The sequence below is a fragment of the Paenibacillus sp. NPDC056933 genome (genome assembly GCF_042674385.1).
In the GTDB taxonomy this organism is placed as follows: domain Bacteria; phylum Bacillota; class Bacilli; order Paenibacillales; family Paenibacillaceae; genus Paenibacillus.
The window spans coordinates 2,073,359-2,089,477 of the sequence record NZ_JBHUQN010000001.1; the positions used below are offsets into that span (position 1 = coordinate 2,073,359).

A 16,119-nucleotide genomic window follows, 5' to 3' on the forward strand; every position below is an offset into this window, starting at 1 on the left:
GGCCATGAAATTTGCAGGTTTGATGCATAACAAACGAATGATTACTGTCCTGTGTGTGTTGTTTTTGGGCACTTGTGCTTTAACGGCTATATTTGCGCCATGGATTGCCCCCCATGATCCCAATAAAGTACAGATGGCACTCAAGCTTCAGCCTTCATCCGCAGAACATTGGCTGGGCACGGACCATTTGGGCAGAGACGTATGGTCCAGGCTGATCTATGGTGTACGAATAACATTTGGTTTGGTACTGAGTGTTTTTTTCGTTTCCGTATTGGTAGGCGTAGCCATAGGCATGTTTTCAGGATATGCAGGCGGTTGGTTGGATCAGTTGCTGATGAGGATTTGCGATGGCATGCTGGCCTTTCCAAATCTGGTACTTGTACTGGGTATAGTTGGTATGCTTGGACCGGGCATATACCAGGTTGTCATTGCGTTGTTATTGGTGCAGTGGGTGTACTATGCGCGTATGGCCCGTGGACTGGTTCAACAATTGCGGTCTGAATCGTATTTGCTGGCTGCGCAAATTTGTGGTTCCAGTCAATTTACGATTGTGAAAAAGCATATCTTCCCACAGATATTTCCGCAAATTGTTGTTATCGCTACGCTGGAGATCGGGTGGGCTATTATGGATATTTCGGCGCTCTCTTTTTTGGGTTTGGGTATTCAGGCGCCAACAGCCGAGTGGGGAGCGATGATAAATGAAGGGCGAGGTTATCTGCGGGAGCATCCCTCCTTAATGCTGTATCCGGGTATGTGCATTTTGTTGGTCGTGACCGCGTTCAATATACTGGGGGAATCGCTGTCTCAACTGCTCGGTGTCCAAAAAGTGAAGGAAAGGAGCATTAGCAATGCTGGAACATCCCGACATGTCGGAGACTCCTGAACCGTTGTTGGTTCTAACTGATGTATGTGCTGATTTTGTTGGAGGTGAGGTAGCATCCCATAGACTGTTGCACAATGTTTCATTTTCGTTGCAGCCGGGGCGTATCGTGGGTCTGGCAGGACAGAGTGGTAGTGGGAAAACAATGACATGCCGCTCTATTTTGCAAAGGCTTGACTCTTCCATAAGAGTGAGCGGCAGCATCAGACTTATGGGAAAGGAACTTAACGGAATGGGTGAAAAGGAGCTGCGCAGTATCCGGGGAAAGGAAATTGGATATATCGTGCAAAATCCAATGAATGCACTAATTTCCGTCCATACCATTGGAAGTCAGTTTGTGGAAACCATTGGTGCGCATACCCGTTCTAGCAAAAAGGATGCCCTGGAGTTGGCTGTTCAAGCGCTGGAAAGTGTGAGACTGCCAGACCCTGCCATGCTGTTGAAAAAATATCCGTTCGAACTTAGCGGCGGCATGCTGCAACGAGTGCTCATTGCCCTGACGATGTGTCTGTCACCGGCGGTTGTCATTGCAGACGAGCCCACTACCGCACTGGATACAGTCAATCAGTATCGCGTTCTTCATGAACTGGAAAGGCTTCGATTGACTCATGGAGTTGCGATATTGCTCATTACTCACGATCTTGACGTCATCGCCGAGATGGCCGACGAAGTCATTGTGATGCATGAAGGACGTATGGTGGAGTACAACGATGTATTGTCAGTATTCAATCGACCGCAGCATCCTTACACGAAGGAATTGCTGCGCAGTCGGTTAAACAACTAAACGGAGGCGGAAATATGGCTTTATTGGAACTTTCTCACGTCACACACGCCTATCCTCCTGTGAATAGCCTTATATGGAAGAAGAGACAAACGAAACATCAACCTGTCGTGAAAGATGTGTCTATCACACTGGAGGGGGGACAGTGCCTGGGGCTTCTTGGGGGGAGTGGAGCCGGGAAAAGTACGATAGGGAAAGTCATCCTCGGATTACAGCCCCCTCAATCTGGTTCGGTTCGCATCAATGGCATAGATATGTACGCGTGTGACAAAAGAGCGAAAAAGCAGTTGCGCCGACACGTACAAGCCGTATTTCAGGATTGTTATTCTTCTGTACATCCCAAAATGACGACAAGGCAAATTATTGGTGAACCGTTGGACAATTTTGAACGTCTGACAAGCAGGGAAAAGGACTACATCATTGGAGAAGCGCTGGACATGGTAGGACTTCCCGCTGATGCAATGAACAAGTTTCCCAAACAATTCAGTGGGGGGCAGCTACAGCGCATCAGTATTGCCCGAGCCATCGTCGTCAAGCCCAGTCTCATTGTACTGGACGAGGCGGTCAGCAGTCTGGATGTGGCTAATCAAGTCCATATTATCCACGTTTTGCAGCGTTTAAAAGAACAGCTGAATATGTCCTATGTGTTTATAACACACAATTTGAAGGCTGCTTTTGCACTCAGTGATCAATGGGCGGTTTTGGATCAGGGCCTGCTGTGCGGCTACTTTTCAAGCATTACCGAGATGAGGACTTCCCAAAATCCAGCAGTTAAACAATTGCTGGAGGCTACCCTGTCAGGACAACCTGAATCCGGTACGTTACGCCAGGACAGAAATCTCATCATCACTGAAGGGAAGCGAGAAGGAGTAAGGGTATGAACCGAAGCAAGCCTTTTACGTTCAAACCTGGGAATACATTTTCTCCTGTATTGTTACGCCTTTATATTCTGACTTTTTTGTTTTATAGTGCGAATGCATTTGTACAGATGATAGTGCCTCTCTATACTCAAAGTATCGGAATGGACAATAGCGATATCGGTATGATCATTGGTGCATATTTACTTGTCAGTCTGCTCTTGCGTCCATGGGCGGGGCTTGTGGTCGATCGTCTTGGTCTGCGGCGTATAATGAGGTTTATTCTGGTTGCTCATCTGTTTGTTTTGCTACTGTATTGTTGGGCAGGCAGCGGTATTTCATTTGTCATAATCAGGGGCCTGCAAGGGGCAGTAGCAGCTTTTTTTTCACTGTCTGTGCAAATGGCTGTTATGGATACGCTGCCCGAACGTGATCGTGCCCAAGGTCTGTCCATCTATTTGCTGTTCGGCTTGCTGCCTTCGGTCATGATGCCAGCCATTGGATGGATTGCCTGGGAAAAAGCGGGCTTGAGTGGTTTCTATGCGGGCCTGATTGTACTGGCAGCCTTGACGCTGCTTATCAGCTGTGGCCTGGGGAAGCTGAATCAGCATAGACAAGGCGTATCCGTTCATATTGAGCCAGTGTCAGTGCAAGTGCCGACACCGCGTAGCAAGTCCGTGAAAAAAATGATGTGGGCATCGTTGGGAAACCGGCGATTTATCATGAGCAGCATTGTGATGGTCGGTGCAACTACAGGCTTTGGGGCAGTGACTGCGTTTCTCGCTTTGTATGTGCAACAGACAGGTGTGGGCAATGCAGGTTTGTTTTTTGCTATACAATCGGGCGTGATCGTGGCTGCAAGATTTGCGAGTCGTACCCGTTTGCCCTCAGACGGTAACTGGCATTCCACTTATATTGTCATGCTGCTTTTCTATATCGTACTGGGCTTGCTGCTTGTGGCATTTGCTCCGGTGCTGGGCAATGTCTGGCTGCTGTATGGTGGAGGAGCGGCAATCGGGCTTGGTATTGCGAACGTCTATCCTGTACTTGCAACTTATTTGAGCATTGTGCTTGGACAACAGAGTCGGAAAATTTGGATGGGCCTATTTATTTCGATGTCCGATCTGGGAACGGTCATAGGTAGCCTCGTCATGGGGGTTGCAGCTGATTATGTTGGTTACGGTCTCGTATTTCAGCTCTGTGCCGGAATGTCACTGTGTATTGCTACGCTTGTTGCGGTTAGCAGTCGTTGGATGAACGCCCGGCTGTAAAAGTTTTTTTATCATGCTGATCTGTAAAATAATGAGTTTCACCCATTTGTGCAAAGCGGGTGCACAAGTTCATAAACAGCGCTGGTTCATCATTATTGAACCAGTGCTGTTTATTTTTTGCAAAACTAATGTTTATCATAGCACCAGGTCCTAGGATTTAGGGTATAATATATAGATGCTATACATTTGAACTATGAAGGAGAGGCTCCATTTGAATTTCCAACAGTGGATTTCGCCTGAAACCTATAACCTGACATCCGAGATGGAGAATCACCCGTCGGACCGGGTTGCACTTAGATGGCTAAGCGATCATAAAGAATTGGAAGAGATCACATACGGTGAGTTGTTAAAGCAGGCCAATCGTCTTGCTGGTGGTCTGCGTGATCTTGGTTTGGAGAAAGGCGACCGGGTGTTGGTCATGGTACCACGCCGTATCATTGCCTATGTCATTTACATTGCTTGTCTGAAACTGGGCATTGCTGTTATTCCTTCTTCCGAGATGCTGCGTGCGAAAGATCTGGAATATCGTCTCCGGCATTCCGAGGCACGGGCTGTGATTGTCTGGTCCGAGACTACAGCTGAAGTGGAAAAGATGAATGTCGATCTGCCAGCACTGGCGCACCGCATCGTTGCATCACCAAATGGTGATGATAGCGTACCTGGAGAAGGATGGGTCAACGTACAACAGTTAATGCAAGACCAACCCGATACGATGGCTGCGGTGGAAACACATCGCGACGACATTGCCATTCTTGCTTATACCTCCGGTACGACCGGGAATCCAAAAGGGGTAGTACATAGTCATGGATGGGGATATGCTCACTTGAGGATCGCTTCATCGTTATGGCTGGATATCCAGCCATCAGATACGGTCTGGGCAACGGCAGCACCTGGATGGCAAAAATGGATCTGGAGTCCGTTTCTGTCTGTACTCGGAAGAGGCGCGACGGGACTTGTCTATAATGGATCATTCCAACCGAAGCGTTATTTGGAACTAATGCAGGAGCACCAGATCAACGTTCTATGCTGTACGCCGACGGAATACCGTTTAATGGCAAAAGCTGAAGATATTGGTCAGCATGATCTGTCTGCACTGCGCAGCGCCGTATCTGCTGGTGAGCCGTTGAATCAGGAAGTGATTGAAATTTTCCAGCGTCACTTTGACCTGACGATTCGGGACGGTTATGGACAAACCGAAAGTACACTCTTGATCGGAAGCTTGAAGGATGCGCCCGTACGCATTGGCTCCATGGGGCAGTCAATTACGCCAGGTCTCATTGAGATTATCAATGAAGAGGGACAACCTGTGCCTGCAGGTGAAGTAGGGGATATCGCAGTGCATAAGGAGATGCCAGCCCTGTTCCGTGCCTATTACCAGGATGAGGGACGGAAGGAAGCGAATCAGCGCGGAGATTATTTTGTAACAGGTGACCGCGCACGCAAAGACGAGGAAGGCTACTTCTGGTTCGAGGGCCGCAGTGATGATATCATTATCAGTTCGGGATACACGATTGGACCGTTCGAGGTGGAAGAAGCGCTGATGAAACATGCTGCCGTGAAGGAATGTGCGGTTGTTGCAAGTCCCGATGAAATTCGCGGGAATGTAGTGAAAGCTTTTGTTGTGCTGAGAGACGAATCTATGGCTTCACCAGAACTGGTGCGGGAACTGCAAAACCATGTGAAGTCATGGACAGCGCCTTACAAATACCCACGCAAAATCGAGTTTGTAGCCGATCTGCCGAAGACAAACTCCGGTAAAATCCGCCGCATCGAACTGCGTGAGCAAGAAAAACGTAATGCTTAACTAATCGCGTGTAAACAAAGTGTTGGAAATATTAGCATAAGTCGTGAAGGGGAAGGAATCGATTCTGTACATTCAAATATGAAACAGGAGTGAACACAACCATGAGTAATTTTGAACAAACCTTTGAAAAATCGTTGGAACAATACGCAGAGCTGGTTGTCAAAGTCGGCGTAAATATTCAAAAAGGGCAGGATCTGCTCGTGACGGCGCCCATCGAAACATTGGAATTCACCCGGCTAATCGTGTAAAAAGCGTATGCGGCAGGTGCCAAATATGTACAGGTTGACTTCGATGACGATGAGATTACACGCAGTCGTTTTCAACATGGCTCTGATGACAGCTTCGACTATTACCCGGCCTGGAAGGCGGATATGATGGAGAAGTTTGCAGAAGCAGGCGGTGCGACTCTCACGATCAAGGTACCTGACCCTGAATTGTACAAAGGAATCAACTCTGACAACGTTTCGCGTGCAACCAAGGCGGCGGCTCATGCACGACGCGGATATTCGAAATATACACGTAACCATGAGATTAGCTGGTGTCTGATCAAAGCGCCAACCAAGGCGTGGGCGAACAAAGTGTTTGCCGACATTCCAGAGGAAGATCGCATTCACGTCATGTGGGATACCATCTTCAAGATGAACCGTGTCGATGGCGGAGACGCTGTACAGAACTGGAAAAAACATCTGGACACCCTGAATGCCATGAGTGATTTGCTGAACAAGAAAAACTATAAAAGCCTGCACTACCGCGCACCAGGTACAGATTTGAAAATTGAGCTTGTGAACAATCATATCTGGGGAGGCGGCGGTGGCGAAAACAAACAAGGTGTGTATACCGTTGCGAACATGCCGACAGAAGAAGTGTTTACCATGCCGAAACGCAGTGGAGTGAACGGATTCGTCAGCAGCACGATGCCGCTGAACCTGAATGGACAGCTGGTGGACCAGATGAGAATTACGTTCAAGGATGGACAGGTCGTTGCTTTTACAGCTGCTTCGGGCGAAGAGCACTTGAAAAATCTGTTTGCCACCGATGAAGGTGCACGCTATCTTGGTGAAGTGGCCTTGGTGCCACATGATTCCCCGATTTCCAACTTGAATCGTATTTTCTATAATACCGGCATAGATGAGAATGCATCCTGTCACCTGGCTGTCGGAAGTGCATATCCATTCAACCTGAAGGATGGTACAACGATGTCTAACGAGGAATTGCTGAAGCATGAATGTAACGTCAGTTTGACCCATGTGGACTTCATGATTGGCTCCGCGGAGCTGGACATCGATGGCGAGCTGCAGGATGGTACGGTGGAACCTGTATTCCGTAAAGGAAACTGGGCATTTTAATTTGTAAATCATCGCGATACGTCTCAAAAGGGCTGTCTCAAAAGGGCTTCCCATTTCGGTAGGGTTGGCCGCACGGCTGGTTCTGGTTAGGGGAATGCGCCAAGCTTGCAAGCTACTAACGAACCTACCGCACGTTAAACGACGAATTTTCAAGTCCTTCCATTTTTAACGAACTTCAATGATGTTATTTCGGTGCAAACATGGTGTCAGAGCCCAAAGATCGATCTATTTGATGAAATAACGGCTCTGGGATTCGTTACATCTCAGAACGGTGCAAATGGGAGCGAATAACGTGCGTCAGGTTCGTTAGCCAAAATAACGCGGAATAAGGGGTGTCCACCGTCAGGCTCATGACGTATGGGCAGCCCCTTTTTGCTGTATGCGTATTGCACTAACTTTGCATGAGTTTATTGTGACTTAACGGGTACACATATTTCGCAATAATCCAGATGCAGCAGGTCGCCCGTATATCTTTCTAATATGGGTTTGTTGTCCATAGTGTATCCACTAGTTTGTAAATGGGAGAAAATATTAGTCCATGCTTGCCCAACAGCTTCGGCTGTATGTTTGACTTTGCAAATCAGATATTGTCCGCCAGGAAGTTCAGCTTCGTTGAGATCGGGAGTCGATCCATCCAAAGGAAAATCCTTCGAAATGACAATACAAGCATCGTATCGACAATGTGCGGGAAGCGTGGTTTCCGGGTTGTCCTGGGGAATGCCAAACAGTATGGTGGACTTTGTAAACAGGTTTTTGGATCTAGCCCAGCTCTTTAACGTTTCCATGGCCTGGCTGTTGGCGGGACCGTACGGTCCCACTTGTCGTACATAGGCAATTCGGGTTGATGGCAGGTTTTCAATATGAAATTCCATAGGTTTTCGTCCTTTCGTTGACGGTTATTGGTTACATTTCGAATGCTATCATGATATAAAAAAATATTCATATGTATTTTTGGCAAAAGATTGATCCTAGGACTTGACGTCTATCTTTAGCTTGAATGCTCCAACAATTACATATCACATGTGGATGTCTCAAATTGTATAAACCTGCTGGAAATCCGTTGCAATCATAATCATTTAACCGAGCTGGATACTTGTAACAACCGCGCTTTGGAAAGTATACGATGTTTCAATAACCACATCTCAAAGTTGGATCTTAGTCAGAATGAACAGCTTCAGGAACTCTATTGCTCAGAGAATAAACTAACCGAGCTGGATGCTGCGCTCCATTCCAAGCTGGAGAGTCTTCAGTATGGGGACAACCTTATAGCAGAGCCGGATTTTAGTGTACAGGGTGTTGGGGTTTTTCAATACGATGCGTCGCAGACAAAATATAACGCTACTCTGAAGTACAAGGGTCAAAATCTTGTAGTTACTACCGATGCTTCAACCCATGTCGCTATGAACCAACTGGCTCCTATGATTGAAGAAGCATGGAATCAGTTCGATGAATTATGTGAACGGACGCTTCGGCTTATAGGTGAGGCTCATCCAGATGAGGATGTGAATGAATTACTTTTGGCTGACGTGGCTTTCCAGGAGGGTGGCTGCTTTCAAATGGGTTACGATGCAGGCGATACGCCTGCCGGACGACTATGTCTGTATGCGTCATTTGACAACACATTTGAAATATCAGAGAACCTTATTTATGAAACGTATTAAAGGATCGGATGAAACCTGTTCAAACCTAAAGCCACGAAAACGTGGCTTTTTGGTTTACAGCCTTCAGTTATTCGGCTTGCATTTTGTTGAAGCTGACATATTCGTTAATCGGTTTGCGGTAGCCGCGTGGACGTTGTTTGGCTTCCGACTTTTTGCCGATCGTAATTAGCATGGCGGGTACATAATGGTCCGGAATATCCAAGGTTCTTTGCAGCTCTTCAGCGTCGAAACCAATCATGGGGCAGGTATCCCAACCGCGATCCTGAGCGATCAGCATCAGTTGCATGGCCGACAGACTGGCATTACGAATCGCATCTTCGCGTTGGAAGAACCTTCCACGTGTTTCGTAAAATTCGATAACACTTTGTGATTCCTGTTCGTATTGAAACGGAGTAATCGCGCCGAGGTTCAGCAGGCCCTCATTAATGGTACGAATATGATGGTGTGCGTTGACATCGCCCAATACCACAATGACGGCAGAGGCGGTTTTAACTTTATATTGCTGGGAAGCTTCGTATACTTTCTCTTTCTGGGCCGGGTCCGTCAGCACAAGGTAATGTGCGTGTTGCAGATTAAAGGCAGAAGGTGCGAATTTGTTCAGGGCAAACATCTCTTGCAGTTCCGACTCCGGAATCTCAATTCCTTCTTCAAAAATAACGGCCGATCTGCGGTTTTTGACCAGGTTCTCCAATTCACTCATGCTAGTTTCCCTCGCTTATGTATGATTTATAAACTGACTATAACACACTAAGTTACTTTATGTAAGTATTATTTTTGAATAAGACAAGATCTGCCTGCCATACGATAAAATAAAACAGTAGAGGTGATTCATGAAAACACTCATCACAAGGTATAGGGCTGGAAAGTCCCGGCAAGAATTTCAGGTATATGTCATTGAATCCTCTACACTAAAACGATTTTTGGTAGTGGAGATGGTCCTCGGTACGATCGCGTACAATGTTGCCCTTTATTTTTTTCATAATGCACTCCTTGCTGGCGCTGGTTCCTGGATCGGAACGGAAAGCTTGAAGAGGCTGCCCATCGTATTTAGAAAAGTTATAGGTCCTTAATCTATGACAGAAGGCCCGATACCGGGCCCATCCTGTATAGTTCTGTTTGCTTTTTTTACATTCTATGATCATTAGAGCGGAACAACTTTACTTTTATCATCCAGATTCCTGCTGTTTATTTGGCGCGCTCCAAGTATTGCTCCAGCGTAAGCTTCTGGCTCGTAATTTCGCCAGCAATATATACACCCACATAACGCACATGCCATGGCTCATAGGAGTAGCCGGTTAGTTTCTCCTGATCTTTACCATAACGAATGATGAAGCCGTATTTAGGCGCATTGGCTTTCAGCCATTTGCCTTCCTTGGTGTTTCCAAAGCTTTGTTGCAAATCATATCCCGCTGATGCACTGGAGATATCCATCGCAAGGCCGGTCTGATGCTCACTTTGTCCAGGACGAGCACTGGTTTTATTGGCAACGGCTTCGCCTTTGATACTTGCATTACGGTCAAAAATGGACTTTTGGGTGGCATACGAGCGATAACCGGAAACGGCTTTGATATCAATGCCGTCTTTTTTTGCTGCTGCGAACAACTTTTCAATCGCTGTAGCAGCCACTTTACGCATTTGCTTTTTCGGACTGGAGCCGGAGAAGCTGAATGGAATATTAGGAACAACCAGATCCTGAGGAGCATAGGAAGAAGGCAAGTTTCTCTTTTTATTCACAAGCACAACCGTACTTGATAGATTCGTGACCGTTGCCAAACCGCCACTCGTTTTGATTGTACGGCCAGGAGCATTATCATGCAGAAATTGAGTGAAACTGGAGCTGGCAGCCGCGGACGCGACCGGGTTCATATTCATGGAGAAGGGCAATGTTGTAAACGCTGAGCCTGCTACGACAGAACCTATGAGTATCGTGGATACGATGGATTTACGTGTAAAAGATTTCATGTGGGGTGTTCCTCCTCGGGTTATATCAATCTCGTACTTGGGTATATACCGAGTATACTAGAGGATTATATCCATAGGTTCTCCAATTGTTTCCGAGTTGTAAACAAAGTTTGCGAGATTCATAGCTTTTAAATGTTTGACGATAAAAAGAGCATGAAAAAAGACTCTGCACTCTTTGTGCAAAGTCTTTTTGTGTACATATAGGTGAATCAGGTCCTCATCATTTCAGCAACCAAACTGTGGATTACAGCTCACATGAAACAGAATTGCCGGAACTTCCAGCAGCCACTCCGCGGGCATCCCGGACACGAACATTGCTGCTAAGCACGCCGGAATCACTGCTTAATTTGAACGAAGGATAGTTGGGTTCCGTGTCCAGCTTCATGTGCTGCTCCAGGTTTAACTGTTGCTTCGGATCGACATAGAACGGAACCAGATTGGTTTCCATTTGAACATCCAGATCTGCGGGTTCGTCCACAATAAGTATGGCGATAACCCCATTACAGCCGCAACCTTCCATGTCATAGATTACTTTGAAATAACCAGGTTGATCATTCAGGCTTTCAGTCAATCGCGCAGCAGCCAAATCTGTAATTTGAATATGCATATCGCTACACTCCTTTATATGTTGGCAGGGTCGTAATAGTAAATAGATGAATTCAACTTCTAGGGTTATTATACCACTTTGTCAAAAATCAAAGCATTTATTTTCTTGACTGATTGGTCTGGAAAATGTATTCTTTACTTAATCAAGAGGGAGTTGAGGTCTGAAATTGGGAAGAGCGAAAGAGTTTGACACGGAAAGTGTTCTGCGGAAAGCAACGGCTGTATTCGGAGCCTATGGTTATGAGGGTACTTCGTTGACCGTACTCCTGAATGAGCTTGGTATCGCCCGACAAAGTCTGTATGACACCTATGGAACCAAGCATGATTTATTTGTCTCTGCCCTGAAATTGTATATTCAGCAGAAAACAGAGTCGGGAATTCAGCTATTGGATGAATGCACCAGTGTACGGCAGGGTCTGGAACAACTCTTCAACGAAGTTGTTAACGTATTGACGGACGAAGTACGTCGCAATGAATGTTTTATCATCAATAGCGCCGTTGAACAGGCTCCCCAAAATCACGAAATTGCCGAGTTTATTCAAGACAACAACAAGCGAATGGAAGATATTTTACTTGCGGCGCTAATACGTGGACATCAAAACGGCGAATTTCACCATGCCAAGCATGAATTGCCCGGTATTGCCCGTTTTCTGAATTATTCCCGCCTGTCATTGACCTTTACGGCCAAGAGCGGTGCCAGTACAGAAGTGCTGCGGGAGCTAGTGAATACGACATTAAGAGTTATGAATTAATGGCAGTACATGAGCAAGGGTTTTTGTTGGATTTTTGAAAATGAACGCTTAGGGCGTTTATTTTTTCACCATTTTAGACTGATCAGTCTGGAAAAATGGACAAAAAACAAACCGAAGGAGGAAGTAAAATATGACACATTCTTATCAGGTGGAAGCAGGCAATGATATACCACGACGCATTATGCATGGATTTACTCAATTGCTGCTGGATGGAGAGCTGGATAAGTGGGTGGAGCTATATGCAACAGAAGCTGTCTTTGAATTCCCCTATTCCCCGCCAGGGTTCCCTAAGAAGTTGGAGGGCAAGGCTGCAATTGCGAATCATGTACAGGATCTTCTGAGGATGATTGAAATCCAGCAGTTTTCTGAACCAGTAATCTTGGCTGATCACGCGAAACAACAGTTCGTGGCCGAGTTCACTTGTTTGGGGCGGTCTCTGGTCACAGGCAAACCGTATAACCAAACCTACATGTAGTGAGCCATCAGAACGGCAAAATTACAAATTATAAAGATTATTGGAATCCAATGGTCGTACTCGAATCGGACTTGGGAGGAAAAGAAAATGATCAACGATAAACCTTTAACACTGATTACGGGAGCGAGTGGAAAGACAGGAAGCCGCGTTGCGGCCATGCTTCGGAAAAATCAATATCCGGTACGTCTGGCAGGGAGAAAACAGCCATTCTCTACTGATTCTGGCGATGATCATGTCTATTTTGATTGGTATGATTCTACCACTTATGGTTCAGCGCTGAAAAATGTGGATCATGTGTACCTTGTCGTACCACTCATGGACATGAACCCGGAAACCGTAATGATTCCGTTCATCAAGGAAGCGTTATGGAGCGGCGTTAAACGATTCGTCCTGCTTGGCAGTGCTTCCGTTGATGAAGACGGGCCTGTATTCGGCAAAGTACATCAATGCTTGAAAGAACTTGCTCCCGAGTGGGCTGTACTACAGCCTTCCTATTTTATGGAGAACTTTACGGAGGGACCGCATCGGGAGACGATGAAGCAGCTTGGGAAAATCTACAGTGCTGCTGGAGACGGTAAAATTGGCTTTGTCAGCGCAGACGATATCGCAGCAGTTGCCTTTCATGCTTTGACAGATTTTGTCCCCTATAATACAGCTCATATCATTACGGGGCCAGAAACGTTCTCCTATGGGCAAGTTGCAGACATCATCAGCCGCATTTTGGATCAGCCCATACAGCATGTGTCTTTGTCCGATGAAGAATTGAGGATCAGCATGATTCGGGCGGGGATCGCGGAAGACTACGCAACGATTCTGGCTGGATTGGATGTATTCATCCGGGAGGAAGCCAGAGAAGACCAAACGACGGATACGGTGCTGAAAGTCACGGGGCAAAGCCCCCTTTCTTTGGAGCAATTTATTAGGCAGCATATGCAAGGATGGGAATGACTGAGGGATCACTATAAAAATATGGGAATCAAATCCTGCTAAATACAAGAAGACGGTGCCTCGAGGCCCGTCTTTTTTGCTGATTGTTCAACCTTTGGAAGGATCTGTCCGTATACCGAATTCTACAGAAACAACGATACCTCAGCCCGGCACGGTGATTATATGTCTGTGATTTTGGGGAAATAGATGAGAATGAATGTTTGATAAAAGGAGAGAAGAGAACGGATGATTCAGTTCGAAAATGTATCCAAGCAATATCCTGATGGAACCCATGCGCTGCGTCAGGTTCATCTCAACATTAATAAGGGAGAATTGTTCGTCATGATTGGTCCGAGCGGTTGCGGTAAAACTACCATGCTCAAAATGATCAATCGCCTGATTGAGCGGACAGATGGAATCGTACGAATTAACGATCGGCCTATCGATGATTACAACATTCATGAATTGCGCTGGAATATCGGATATGTGCTGCAACAGATTGCATTGTTCCCACATATGACGATTGCCGAAAATATTGCGGTTGTTCCTGAACTCCGAAAATGGAAGTCAGAGCAAATCAAGGAGCGCGTGCATACTTTGCTGGACATGGTCGGACTGAAAGGAACTACATACAGTAATCGCAAGCCTGCTGAATTATCTGGTGGACAACAGCAAAGAATCGGTGTACTCCGGGCCCTCGCTGCCGATCCCGAAATAGTACTGATGGATGAACCGTTCAGTGCACTTGATCCAATGAGCCGTGAGAAATTACAGGACGATATTCTGGATATTCAGCGTCAGATGAAGAAGACGATTGTGTTTGTCACCCATGATATTCAGGAAGCGATGAAGCTGGGGGATCGCATCTGCATCATGAAGGATGGGCAGGTGTTACAGGTGGGCACCCCGGAAGAACTGATCCAGCAGCCAGCGAATGAATTCGTGCGTGACTTTGTCGGAAGTCCCAGTCTGGATATGAGCTCACAGCCTGTATCTGGAGAGAGCAACCCGATGTATGGATTACAAATTGCCTCCGATGAACAAGAACGACTGACTGCATTATTTGAACTTGAATCGATCATGTCACCGCTCTCACCCGGACATGTGCCAAAGTCAGCTAAAACGGCAGTTTCCGCATCAATCTCGCTGACAGATCTTTTGGATATTATGACTTCCCATGACCAACTACTGGTTGAGAGAGACCACCAGATTATAGGCCAGATCAGTCGAGCCGATCTGATCCGGTACTGGTCCGGTCAGCTGCAGGAACGGGGTGAAGGACATGAGTAAATTTACGGAGGTGTTCAGTGAGCGCAAAGGACAGTTGTTGTCTGCTCTCCTTGAGCACATTCAGATCTCATTTATCGCATTGTTCTTTGCCGTTCTGATCGCGATCCCGCTTGGTATTTATCTGACACGCAAGCCAAGAGTGGCTGAGCCGATTATTGGGGTTACGGCCGTATTGCAAACGATCCCGTCCCTGGCTCTGCTCGGATTGCTTATTCCGTTATTCGGGATCGGTACACTTCCTGCGATCATTGCGCTTGTGGTGTATGCCTTACTTCCGGTACTCCGCAACACGTACACGGGCATATCCGAAGTCGATCCTTCCATGGTCGAGGCAGCAAATGCCATGGGCATGAACAGTCGCCAACGTCTGACCAAAGTGGAGCTGCCACTTGCGATGCCTGTCATTATGGCAGGCATTCGTACCGCCATGGTTCTCATTGTTGGTACAGCAACGCTTGCTGCCCTGATTGGCGCAGGGGGGCTGGGTGAACTGATTTTGCTTGGGATCGACCGAAACGATACAGCATTAATTATTTTGGGAGCGATCCCAGCCGCATTGCTTGCCATTTTGTTTGATGTGCTGCTCCGCCAGTTCCAACGTTTATCGTTCAAGAAAACATTGGCTACGCTCGGAACACTCGCTCTGGTGGCTGTGCTGGTGATCACGATTCCCTGGCTCTCCCGTGGCGGTCAAAAAGATCTGGTTATTGCTGGCAAGTTAGGTGCTGAACCGGAGATTCTGATTCATATGTACCAATTGCTGATTGAAAAGGATACCGATCTGAGGGTTGAATTGAAACCGGGATTGGGGAAAACTGCATTTCTGTTCAATGCACTAAAATCAGGTGATATTGATATTTATCCGGAATTTACGGGTACCGCCATCTCGGAATTTATGAAAGAAACCGCAGTCAGCACAGATCGCACAGAAGTGTATGAACAGGCAAGGGACGGGATGTTAAGCCAGTTCAATATGGTTCTTCTGAACCCGATGGATTACAACAATACGTATACGTTGGCTGTGCCTCAGAAGGTTGCGGATCAGTATAATCTGAAGACTATATCAGATCTCAAGTCAGTGCAGCAGCAGATGAAGGCAGGGTTCACACTGGAATTCTCTGATCGGGAAGACGGATATGTTGGCATTCAGAAGAAGTATGGCATCCAATTCCCCAACGTAGCCACAATGGAACCGAAACTGCGTTATTCAGCCGTTCAGCGTGGAGATATCAATTTGCTGGATGCTTACTCCACAGACAGTGAGCTGAGACAGTATAAACTGGTTGTACTGGAGGATGATCAGGAATTGTTCCCGCCATATCAAGGAGCGCCGATGCTCCGCAAAGAAACGGCAGACAAATACCCTCAGCTGGTGGAGGTACTGAATCAACTTGCAGGGCGAATCACGGACGATGAGATGCGCCAAATGAATTACGAAGTGAACGTTAATGGAGCAAGTGCAGAACAAGTTGCAACGGATTATCTGCAAAAAGCAGGATTACTATAG

Annotated in this window: 15 protein-coding genes and 1 pseudogene; 12 read left to right on the plus strand and 4 right to left on the minus strand. The window is 46.7% G+C overall.

The features are described from left to right. Nucleotides 1-4 precede the first annotated feature (4 nt). The 6 genes and pseudogenes from nikC to ACFTRD_RS09475 all read left to right on the plus strand — a co-directional run bounded on the left by nikC (nucleotide 5) and on the right by ACFTRD_RS09475 (nucleotide 6,939). Nucleotides 5-883 (plus strand): nickel transporter permease, encoded by an 879-nt coding sequence (gene nikC, locus ACFTRD_RS09450; protein ID WP_379379134.1) that lies wholly within the window; start codon nucleotides 5-7, stop codon nucleotides 881-883. Further along, on the plus strand, nucleotides 849-1,664 hold the full coding sequence (locus tag ACFTRD_RS09455) for an ABC transporter ATP-binding protein (RefSeq protein WP_379379136.1): 816 nt from the start codon (nucleotides 849-851) through the stop codon (nucleotides 1,662-1,664). Before nikC ends, ACFTRD_RS09455 begins: the two co-directional genes overlap by 35 nt. Nucleotides 1,665-1,678: 14 nt before the next feature. Continuing rightward, nucleotides 1,679-2,542, plus strand: a complete 864-nt coding sequence (locus ACFTRD_RS09460) for an ATP-binding cassette domain-containing protein (protein ID WP_379379138.1) — start codon at nucleotides 1,679-1,681, stop codon at nucleotides 2,540-2,542. Further along, nucleotides 2,539-3,789 (plus strand): staphylopine family metallophore export MFS transporter CntE, encoded by a 1,251-nt coding sequence (gene cntE, locus ACFTRD_RS09465; protein WP_379379140.1) that lies wholly within the window; start codon nucleotides 2,539-2,541, stop codon nucleotides 3,787-3,789. The genes ACFTRD_RS09460 and cntE overlap by 4 nt, the downstream gene beginning before the upstream one ends. A gap of 211 nt (nucleotides 3,790-4,000) precedes the next feature. Beyond that, nucleotides 4,001-5,593 carry an acyl-CoA synthetase MbcS gene (gene mbcS / locus ACFTRD_RS09470; protein WP_379379142.1) on the plus strand — a complete coding sequence of 531 codons (1,593 nt, stop codon included), beginning with the start codon at nucleotides 4,001-4,003 and terminating at the stop codon, nucleotides 5,591-5,593. 101 nt (nucleotides 5,594-5,694) lie between these two features. Then, a pseudogene (locus ACFTRD_RS09475) lies at nucleotides 5,695-6,939 on the plus strand (aminopeptidase). A gap of 407 nt (nucleotides 6,940-7,346) precedes the next feature. Here the strand turns inward: ACFTRD_RS09475 and ACFTRD_RS09480 are convergent. Then, nucleotides 7,347-7,811, minus strand: a complete 465-nt coding sequence (locus tag ACFTRD_RS09480; RefSeq protein WP_379379144.1) for an AraC family transcriptional regulator — start codon at nucleotides 7,809-7,811, stop codon at nucleotides 7,347-7,349. A 276-nt stretch (nucleotides 7,812-8,087) separates the two neighbouring features. On the opposite strand from ACFTRD_RS09480, the gene ACFTRD_RS09485 reads away from it, so the two are divergent. Beyond that, a complete protein-coding gene (locus ACFTRD_RS09485; RefSeq protein WP_379379146.1) occupies nucleotides 8,088-8,600 on the plus strand; it encodes a hypothetical protein in 513 nt (170 codons plus the stop codon). 67 nt (nucleotides 8,601-8,667) lie between these two features. Here the strand turns inward: ACFTRD_RS09485 and ACFTRD_RS09490 are convergent, their stop codons facing one another. From ACFTRD_RS09490 to ACFTRD_RS09500, 3 genes are all read right to left on the minus strand, one after another. Continuing rightward, entirely contained in the window at nucleotides 8,668-9,300 is a 633-nt protein-coding gene (locus tag ACFTRD_RS09490) for a nitroreductase family protein (protein WP_379379149.1), read from the minus strand. A 485-nt stretch (nucleotides 9,301-9,785) separates the two neighbouring features. After that, on the minus strand, nucleotides 9,786-10,562 hold the full coding sequence (locus ACFTRD_RS09495; RefSeq protein WP_379379151.1) for a M15 family metallopeptidase: 777 nt from the start codon (nucleotides 10,560-10,562) through the stop codon (nucleotides 9,786-9,788). Between the two features lie 244 nt (nucleotides 10,563-10,806). Beyond that, nucleotides 10,807-11,169, minus strand: coding sequence for an iron-sulfur cluster biosynthesis family protein (locus tag ACFTRD_RS09500; RefSeq protein ID WP_379379153.1), 363 nt, complete (start codon nucleotides 11,167-11,169; stop codon nucleotides 10,807-10,809). 166 nt (nucleotides 11,170-11,335) lie between these two features. Between ACFTRD_RS09500 and ACFTRD_RS09505 the strand changes: the two genes are divergently transcribed. The 5 genes from ACFTRD_RS09505 (at nucleotide 11,336) to opuFB (ending at nucleotide 16,119) form a co-directional block, all read left to right on the plus strand. Further along, entirely contained in the window at nucleotides 11,336-11,920 is a 585-nt protein-coding gene (locus tag ACFTRD_RS09505) for a TetR/AcrR family transcriptional regulator (RefSeq protein WP_379379156.1), read from the plus strand. Between the two features lie 130 nt (nucleotides 11,921-12,050). Beyond that, nucleotides 12,051-12,395 carry a nuclear transport factor 2 family protein gene (locus ACFTRD_RS09510; protein WP_379379158.1) on the plus strand — a complete coding sequence of 115 codons (345 nt, stop codon included), beginning with the start codon at nucleotides 12,051-12,053 and terminating at the stop codon, nucleotides 12,393-12,395. A 90-nt stretch (nucleotides 12,396-12,485) separates the two neighbouring features. Then, on the plus strand, nucleotides 12,486-13,343 hold the full coding sequence (locus tag ACFTRD_RS09515; RefSeq protein WP_379381257.1) for an NmrA family NAD(P)-binding protein: 858 nt from the start codon (nucleotides 12,486-12,488) through the stop codon (nucleotides 13,341-13,343). A 225-nt stretch (nucleotides 13,344-13,568) separates the two neighbouring features. Continuing rightward, nucleotides 13,569-14,612: an ABC transporter ATP-binding protein gene (locus tag ACFTRD_RS09520; RefSeq protein ID WP_379379160.1), complete on the plus strand. Its 1,044-nt coding sequence runs from the start codon at nucleotides 13,569-13,571 to the stop codon at nucleotides 14,610-14,612. After that, the gene (gene opuFB / locus ACFTRD_RS09525) at nucleotides 14,605-16,119 is read left to right on the plus strand and encodes an osmoprotectant update ABC transporter permease/substrate-binding subunit OpuFB (protein ID WP_379379162.1); all 1,515 of its coding nucleotides are present in this window, start codon (nucleotides 14,605-14,607) and stop codon (nucleotides 16,117-16,119) included. The genes ACFTRD_RS09520 and opuFB overlap by 8 nt, the downstream gene beginning before the upstream one ends.

What these genes read in the sequence shown, in the direction of transcription:
- ACFTRD_RS09490 (WP_379379149.1), bottom strand. Translation starts at nt 9,300, where the DNA reads ATGAGTGAATTGGAGAACCTGGTCAAAAACCGCAGATCGGCCGTTATT.
- ACFTRD_RS09495 (WP_379379151.1), bottom strand. Translation starts at nt 10,562, where the DNA reads ATGAAATCTTTTACACGTAAATCCATCGTATCCACGATACTCATAGGT.
- ACFTRD_RS09500 (WP_379379153.1), bottom strand. Translation starts at nt 11,169, where the DNA reads ATGCATATTCAAATTACAGATTTGGCTGCTGCGCGATTGACTGAAAGC.
- ACFTRD_RS09460 (WP_379379138.1), top strand. Translation starts at nt 1,679, where the DNA reads ATGGCTTTATTGGAACTTTCTCACGTCACACACGCCTATCCTCCTGTG.
- ACFTRD_RS09455 (WP_379379136.1), top strand. Translation starts at nt 849, where the DNA reads ATGCTGGAACATCCCGACATGTCGGAGACTCCTGAACCGTTGTTGGTT.
- ACFTRD_RS09480 (WP_379379144.1), bottom strand. Translation starts at nt 7,811, where the DNA reads ATGGAATTTCATATTGAAAACCTGCCATCAACCCGAATTGCCTATGTA.
- ACFTRD_RS09520 (WP_379379160.1), top strand. Translation starts at nt 13,569, where the DNA reads ATGATTCAGTTCGAAAATGTATCCAAGCAATATCCTGATGGAACCCAT.
- ACFTRD_RS09510 (WP_379379158.1), top strand. Translation starts at nt 12,051, where the DNA reads ATGACACATTCTTATCAGGTGGAAGCAGGCAATGATATACCACGACGC.
- opuFB (WP_379379162.1), top strand. Translation starts at nt 14,605, where the DNA reads ATGAGTAAATTTACGGAGGTGTTCAGTGAGCGCAAAGGACAGTTGTTG.
- cntE (WP_379379140.1), top strand. Translation starts at nt 2,539, where the DNA reads ATGAACCGAAGCAAGCCTTTTACGTTCAAACCTGGGAATACATTTTCT.
- nikC (WP_379379134.1), top strand. Translation starts at nt 5, where the DNA reads ATGAAATTTGCAGGTTTGATGCATAACAAACGAATGATTACTGTCCTG.